Consider the following 463-nt stretch of genomic DNA (forward strand, 5'->3'; position numbering starts at 1 on the left):
TCACCTGATAATTGACGTCTTTTCTGGAGGAATCACCCCTCGTCTCCGGGAAGCGGCGCACTTCCTCCGGTGGACACGGCAGTTGACCGCCGTCCTTGCCGCCGCCCGCACAACGCGCTTGCCGCAACGACCGCAACGAGCACCGCCAGCAGCAACACCAGCCCCAGGAAGAGGGGTTGCCCGGCGAAGCGCAGCGCCTAGGCCACACCTCCGCTGCCGCCCTGCGACACCCCGCAGACCACCGACCACAACGCCCCGCCGGCGTCGCCGAGTTGCTTCAGCTGCGGCCCACCGAGCAGCGCCCGCACAGCCGGTACGGCCAGCAGCGGCACCGCGAGCACCGCGGAGACACCGAGCGCGGTGGTGCGGAAGACCGCGGCGGCCAGTACGCCGGCCCAGCAGCATCCGACGGCAAGCCCGACGCTGCCGGTCAGCGCCGCGGGGTGGGCCCACGGGTCGGGCA

The 463-nt window shown here is 71.9% G+C and carries 1 protein-coding gene; it reads right to left on the reverse strand.

Annotated elements, in window-relative coordinates:
* Window positions 1–197: 197 nt before the first annotated feature.
* Window positions 198–463 (reverse strand): hypothetical protein (locus AC5RWQ_RS30435; RefSeq protein WP_494286037.1); only part of this gene is annotated, 266 nt, incomplete at its 5' end.

The organism is Micromonospora sp. BS32 (assembly GCF_059089345.1).